General features: G+C 67.8%; 2 protein-coding genes. Both read right to left on the bottom strand.

The genetic code is table 11. The features are described 5' to 3' along the window. Positions 1-2 precede the first annotated feature (2 nt). The gene (locus tag LZC94_19400; GenBank protein ID WXB19383.1) at positions 3-5,555 is read right to left on the bottom strand and encodes an SDR family NAD(P)-dependent oxidoreductase; all 5,553 of its coding nucleotides are present in this window, start codon (positions 5,553-5,555) and stop codon (positions 3-5) included. Continuing rightward, positions 5,552-7,015, bottom strand: coding sequence for an LLM class flavin-dependent oxidoreductase (locus LZC94_19395; GenBank protein ID WXB19382.1), 1,464 nt, complete (start codon positions 7,013-7,015; stop codon positions 5,552-5,554). Before LZC94_19395 ends, LZC94_19400 begins: the two co-directional genes overlap by 4 nt. Positions 7,016-7,070 lie beyond the last annotated feature (55 nt).

The following is a 7,070-nucleotide window of genomic DNA, read 5'->3' as shown; positions in this document are numbered from 1 at the left end:
CGCTACTCCTCGTCCTCGGGCGCATCGAGCGCTTCACCGGCGCCCGCGCCCCCGCGCGACCGGCGGGCCGAAGCGCGGTTGCGGCGGGCGGCGCCGCGATCTTGGCGCTCGGCGAAGCCCGCCTGCTCCTTCGCGTGGTCGACCATGAAGGTCTCGACCAGCTTGCTGATGGTCGCGCCCTCGAAGATCGACACCGGCGGGATGGTGACCTTGAAGACCCTCTCCAGCCGCGCAATCACCTGGATAGCCACCAGGGAATCGCCGCCCAGCTCGAAGAAGTTGTCATGGATGCCCACCCGATCGATCCCCAGCGCCCGCTGCCATGTCTCGGCCACCTTGGTCTCGATCTCGTTGCGCGGCGCCACATAGGGCACGCTCAAGTTGGGCCGCCCGTGCAGGGTGCGCTCGGCCGACTCGGGACGATCGGCCGCCGCCCGCAGGATGCGCTCGCGCGCCACCCGATCGCTCTGCTCGATGCTCGCCTGCAGATCGCGCACAGACACGACCACCTGCGGCCCGATGCGCGCGGCCAGAATCCGCCCGAGCGCCTCTACGCCCTCGTGCGGCGCAATCTCGCCCGCCTCGGCCGGCTCCGATTCGAGGACCGCCGCCGTCTGGGCGAGCGCCCGGATTTCAGCGCCGGGATCGTTGACCCGCTTCTGGCTGAAGCCCTCGATCTCGACCAGCCCTCGCCCGGCCTCGTCGGTGAGGACGATGTCGAAGGTGATGGTCTCGCGGGTGGGATCGTCCTCCTCGCGGAAACGCGCCCAGCTATAGATCTTGCGCTGGAGCGGGGCCTTGATCTGCACCTTCTTGTAGGTGAGCGGCAGGTAGTGCCCATCGGCCGCGAGGAAGTTCTTGGCGATGCCGGCCGCCCGATCGAGCAGCGCCGGGTGGAACTTCATGTGATCGAAATCCGCCTCGAACGCCTCCGGCAGCTCGAGGTAGAGGAGCACCTCGTTGTTGCCCAGGTTCACCCGCTGCACGCTGTGCCACCGGGGCCCGAGGTCCTCCTCGCGCTCCTCGGCCGCCAAGAGCAGCTCGCGCACATTGCACCGCGCGCGGATGGCCGCGAGGTCGAACGCCCGCAGCGGCTCTTGGTCGCGCAGCGCAACGTAGCCGACCGCGTAATCGTGAACCTTGACGACGCCATTCTCGCCGCCCTCGCTCCGAACGGCGAACCGGTGCCCTTCGGGCTCGTGCTCGAGCACCATCCGCACCTCGCGGGTCTCCTCGTTGCGCACCCGCAGCGGCAAGAGGAAGAGCACGTCCTGGAGCTCCACGATCTTGCCTTCGGCGCGCGCGCCGAGGGCCGCGCGGGCCATCTCGAAGTAGGCCACCCCCGGGATGACCGCGTTGCCCAAAATGCGGTGCTCGTCGAGCACCCAGTGCTTGTCGACGTGGAAGTCCGTCATGAACACCTCGCGGTTCTCCTCCACGATGCGTCGCTCGAGCAGCGGGTGCCCCAGCCGCTCACCCGCGCCATTTTCGTTCCCGTGCGCGCTCCCGTTCGCATGCGCGCTCCCGTTCTCGTGCGCATGTCCGTTCTCGTGCGCGCGGACCGCGGCCATGCCCACGGACTCCCAGGCGCCCCAGTCGATGGCGGTGGTCGAGCGGCCGGTGCGCGCCATTCGAGCTTGCGCAAAGGCATCGAGGAAGGCGTTGGCCGCCGTGTAGTCGATCTGCCCGAAGCGCCCCACCACGGTGGTGAGCGACGAGAACACCACGAAGAAATCGACCGGCTCACCGTCCAGCGCGGCGTCGAGGCGCAAGGTGCCCTCGATCTTCGGCGCCAGCACGGCGGCCGCGCCCTCCGGGGTCGCACGCTGGATCAAGCCACCGCCCGGCACCCCCGCGGCGTGAAACACCCCGTGGATCGCGCCAAAGCGCGCCTTTGCGGCCCCGAGCGCCGCCCGCAACGAGGGCTCGTCGGTGACGTCGGCCGCGAGGGCCAACACCTCCGCCCCTGCTTTTTCCAGCTCGCGCAGCCTCGCGCGGGTCCGATCGTTCGGGCCCGAACGACCCAAGAGCACCAGCTTGGCCTGCGCGCTGCGGGCGAGCCAACCGGCGACCTCGAGCCCCAAGCCGCCCATCCCTCCGGTGATGACGTACACCCCGCCCGTGCGCAGCGCCGGTGCGCCCGCGCGCGGCGAGGCCGCCTCCGGCAACGACAGCGGCTCGAAGTCGCGCACCCAACGCCGTCCGCCGCGGTGTGCGACCACCGCCGGCGCATCTTCGAATCGAAGCTCCTCGACGAGCCGCGCCGCGCGATCGCCGCCCGTGAGCTCGACGTCGACCAGGCGGCAGCCGACCTTGGGGTACTCGCGCGGGATCACCTGGCAGGCGCCGAGCACCGTCGCCGTGAAGGCGTCGGGGATGTCGCTCCCAAGGACCTGCACGATGCCATGGGTGAGCACCGTCAGCCGAAGCTCCTCGTGAGGGCGCCGGGGAAAGAGCGCCTGCGCGAGGAATGTCAGGCTATGGAGCCCCGAGGTCAGCGCCTGCTCCAACGACGTCGCCGGCTCGGGCGAGATGCTCCACGCATGCACTACGTGGCGCGGCAGAAGCTCGTTTGCCTCGAGCCCTTGCACCAACTGGTCGTAGTCCTCGCGCTTTCGCGGATCGAGGGTGTAGTGTTGGTCGTCCTGCTTGGCGAAGCGCTCGCCCGCGCGAACGCGCACGACATCGTGTCCCGCGCTCCTTAGATCATCACCCAAGCGCGCCCCGAGCCCCGCCGCGTCCTCGAAGATCAACCACGGCCCGGCCGGCAAGGCGGCCGATGCAGGCTGCGCGGCCGACGAGCGAAAGGACGGCACATAGAACCATTCCGCGATGTTCGTGCGCTTGCGCATCGAGCCGGCCGCGCGGCCCGAGGTGCGCGGCGCAGCGTCGATCCAGTAGCGCTTGCGCTCGAATGGATACGTCGGCAGCGGCAGCCGATGGCGGCGCTCATGGGCATAGAACGCATCCCAATCCGGCTCCACCCCGGCGAGCCAGAGGTGCCCGACGGTGTGCAGGAGGTACTGATAGTCCGATTGCTTCTCCGAAGGGTGCGGCAGCGATGCCAGCATGAACTGATCGGGCTTCTTGTGTGGATGCCAGCGGACCAAGGTGCGCAAGGTGCGCCCGGGGCCGACCTCGAGCAGCACCGCGTTGGGGGTCGCCAAGAGCTCGGCCAGGCCGTCCGCGAAGCGCACGGTCCCCCGCAGGTGTGCGGCCCAATACGCGGGATCCGTCGCTTGCTCCGCCGTGATCCAGGTGCCGGTGACATTGGACAGATAGCGCATCGACGGCGCATGGCGCGCGACCTTCGCGACCTCCTCGCGGAACGCGTCGACGATCGGATCCATCATCGCCGAGTGAAACGCGTGCGACGTCTGCAGGCGGCGGCAGATGTGCCGCTCCACCGTAAGCTTCGCCTCCAGCGCCGCCACCGCGGCCTCCGTGCCCGAGACCACGCACTGGCCGAGCCCATTGACGGCCGCGAGCGAAAGCTCCTCCCCCAGCAGCGGCCGAACCGCGTGCGCCGGCAACGGCACGGCCAGCATGGCCCCCGCGGGCAGGCGTTGGATCAACCGGCCGCGCGCGGCCACCAGGCCCAGCGCGTCCTCGAGCGAGAACACCCCCGCCAGGCACGCCGCCACGTATTCCCCGATGCTATGGCCAATCATCGCGTCGGGCCGAACTCCCCACGACATCCACAATTGGGCCATGGCATGCTCGATCACGAACAGCGCCGGCTGCGTATAGGCGGTTCGATCGAGGAGCTCTTTGGCCCGTGCCTTGGCCTCGGGCGCCGGATCCGGATAGAGAATGGTGCGCAGATCCAGCCCCAGGTGCGGCACCAAAAGCTCGCACGCGCGGTCGACCTCGGCCCGAAAGAGCGGCTCCTGGCGATACAGCTCGGCGCCCATGTCGATGAACTGCGCCCCCTGTCCGGGGAACATGAAGGTCAAAGGGCGCTGGGCGCGCTCCTGCTCGCGGCCGAAGACCCGCTCGGGCTTCAACGTCTCCAGGAGCCCGATGGCCTCGGGCACGTCGCGGCACACCAGCATGCGGCGGTGCGGGAGCGGCTGGCGCCCGATCTGCAGCGTATAGGCGACGTCGGACAGCTTGATCGCCGGGTTTTGCTTCAAATGGTCCTTCACGTTGCGGCACACGGCCTCCATGGCCGACACCGTCTGCCCGGAGAGCACGAGGAGCTGCCACGGACGCGCGGGATCCGAAGGCTCCTGGGGCGGCGCCTCCTCCAGGACCACGTGCGCGTTGGTGCCGCCCAGCCCGAACGAGCTCACCCCGGCCCGGCGCGGGGTGGCGTGGGGCGCCGGCCAATCGCGGAGCGCGCTGTTCACGTAAAAGGGGCTATTGGCGAAATCGATCCTCGGGTTCGGCTTGTCGAAGTGCAAGCTGGGCGGGATCTCCCGGTTTCGCAGGGAGAGCACGGTCTTGATCAACCCCGCCATCCCGGCGCTCGTATCGAGGTGGCCGATGTTGGTCTTGACCGACCCCATCGCGCAAAATCCTTTTTTGTCGGTGCCGCGGCGAAATGCCTGGGTGAGCGCCTCGACCTCGATGGGATCGCCTATCGGCGTACCGGTTCCGTGCGCCTCGACATAGCCGATGGACTCCGGAGACACCCCCGCCAGCGCCTGCGCCAGGGCAATGACCTCCGCCTGGCTATCCACGCTGGGCGCCGTGTAACCTACACGCATCGCCCCGTCGTTGTTGACGGCGGCGCCGCGCAGCACGGCGTAGATCGTATCGCCCGCCGCGACCGCGTCCGAATAGCGCTTGAGGAGCACCACCCCGGCCCCATTTCCTCCCACCGTCCCCTTGGCGTCGGCGTCGAACGCGCGGCAATGGCCGTCCGGCGAGCCGATGCCGCGCTCGTGGTACAGGTAACCGCTGCGCTGGGGCACGGTGATGGTGCAGGCGCCGGCCAGCGCCATATCGACTTGGTAATTGAGCAAGGCTTGCGCGGCCGTGGCCACCGCCACCAAGGAGGTCGAGCACGCGGTCTGCACGGTCACCGCGGGGCCACGCAGGTTCAATTTGTAGGCGGTGCGGGCCGTGAGGTGGTCGTTCTTGTTGTGGATGAACGCCTGCAGGGTGGGCCCGGAGCCTACGATTTGCCCGGACGAAGCCAGGTTGAACAACAAATACGTATTGGCGCCAGCGCCGCCGTAAACGCCAATTTGCCCCGCATAGCGCTTGGGATCGTAGCCGGCGTGCTCGAGGGCCTCCCACGCGCACTCGAGAAAGACGCGGTGCTGGGGATCGGTCAGCTCGGCCTCGCGCGGGCTGAAGCCGAAAAGCGCGGCGTCGAACGACTCCACGTCGTCGAGGATCGCGCGGGACGGCACATAATGAGGATCGCTCGCCTCCGCCGGATCGACCACCGCGCGGTCCAATTCGTCTGCGCCGAACGAGGCGATCGACTCCACGCCGTTGCGCAAGTTCCTCCAATATTCGGCCAAGTTGCGGGCGCCCGGAAACCGGCAGGCCATCCCCACGATGGCAATGGCGCTCTCGAACTCCTCGTTCGTATCACTCATCGTTCTTTTCCTACGCGTTGTTTCTGCCGCTCCATGGCGGCCTTCTGTTTTTGAGCTCGGTCGACCAATGCCGAATTCCGTAAAGTCGGCGAAGTCGGTGACGCCGATGAAATCGGCGCTACCTTCGCGGGTTGCGTGGCGCGCGAGGCGTCGCGCGGCAGCTCGGGGCACACCATCACGGCCATCGGCGGCAGCTCGCCCCCCAGCCGCTCGCGGAGCCAATCCATCAAGGCCCCGCGCTCGATAGCCACCGTCGAATCACTCCGTTTTTTCAGCTCGTACAGCGAAGGGAGCCCGCCCAAGGCCGCATCGACCGGGACCCCGAAGTCGATGAGGCACGCGACCTCGTCGAAGCCCATGGACTTGATCCGGTTCACCATCTCCAGACACTTGTCCGGGGTGCCGATGAGCGAGCCCATTCGGTAATAGCGTTCGAAGGCAAACGAGGCCAGGCGGGCCGCCCACTTCGGATCGTTCACATCCATGTCGTCGAGCTTCAAATTCAGGCTCTTCACCATGGTCTTCATCAAACCGATGTGCGAGCGCAGGTATTCGGTCAGCGGCCCCTCGACCTGTGCGCGGACCTCGTTTTCGTCGCGTCCCACGAAGGTGTGGAGCATCAAGGTCACCGAGCCGCCCTCGGGATCGAGCCCGACCCGCGCGCGGGCCGCGCGATAAAGGGCGGCTTTCTCCGCGGCCTCCTCGATCGGCTGGGTGAGCAAGGCGGTGAGCACGTTGAACCCGAGCTCGCCCGCGCGCACGAAGGACTCCGGATCACCGCTGCATGTAATCCAAACTGGGAGCCGCTCTTGGATGGGGCGCGGGAAGATGCGAAGCTCGACCTCGTTCCCCACGCCATCGCGGGTGGCGAGTGTTCCGCCCCTCCAAAGGCGCTGGACTTGCTCCACCATTTCGAACATCGTCTCGCGTTTTCGTTTGAAGACACCTGGCGTGGGGGCAATGGCAAAATCATTGGGGATCCAGCCGGAGGTGAACGAAAGATCGACGCGCCCGTTCGAGAGGTTGTCCACCACCGACCACTCTTCGGCCACCCGCAACGGGTGATGAAGAGGCAACGCCACGCTGCCCGAGCGCAGACGAACGTGCCGGGTGATGGTGGCCAGCGCCGCGCTCAGCACCGACGGGTTGGGATACAACCCTCCGTTCTCGTGAAAATGGCGCTCCGGCGTCCAAATGGCCTCGAAACCGTGCGCATCCGCAAAGCGCGCGCCCTCCAGATAAAGACGGTATTTGTCCTCGCGGGCGCCCGCCTCCGCGTCCGCAAAGTAGAAAAGGCTGAATCCCAACGCGCGGGCGCTCGGCGCGCGATCGCGCGGGACGATGCGGACGACGAGCGGCTGGCCGTCCTCCCGAGGTGCCCCCGTTTGCACGGCAGCCTGCGCGATCGCCGGGTGATCGCGCAATACGGCTTCGATGACCCGAGGTTCAATCGCGGGCATCTCCATAGTCCTTTCTTGTCGGCTCCCCGCTCCCTCAGGGTCGCGGAAATGACGG

This window comes from Sorangiineae bacterium MSr11954 (assembly GCA_037157815.1).
GTDB lineage: Bacteria > Myxococcota_A > Polyangia > Polyangiales > Polyangiaceae > Pendulispora > Pendulispora albinea.
This window is presented reverse-complemented; position numbering and strand designations above follow the sequence as displayed.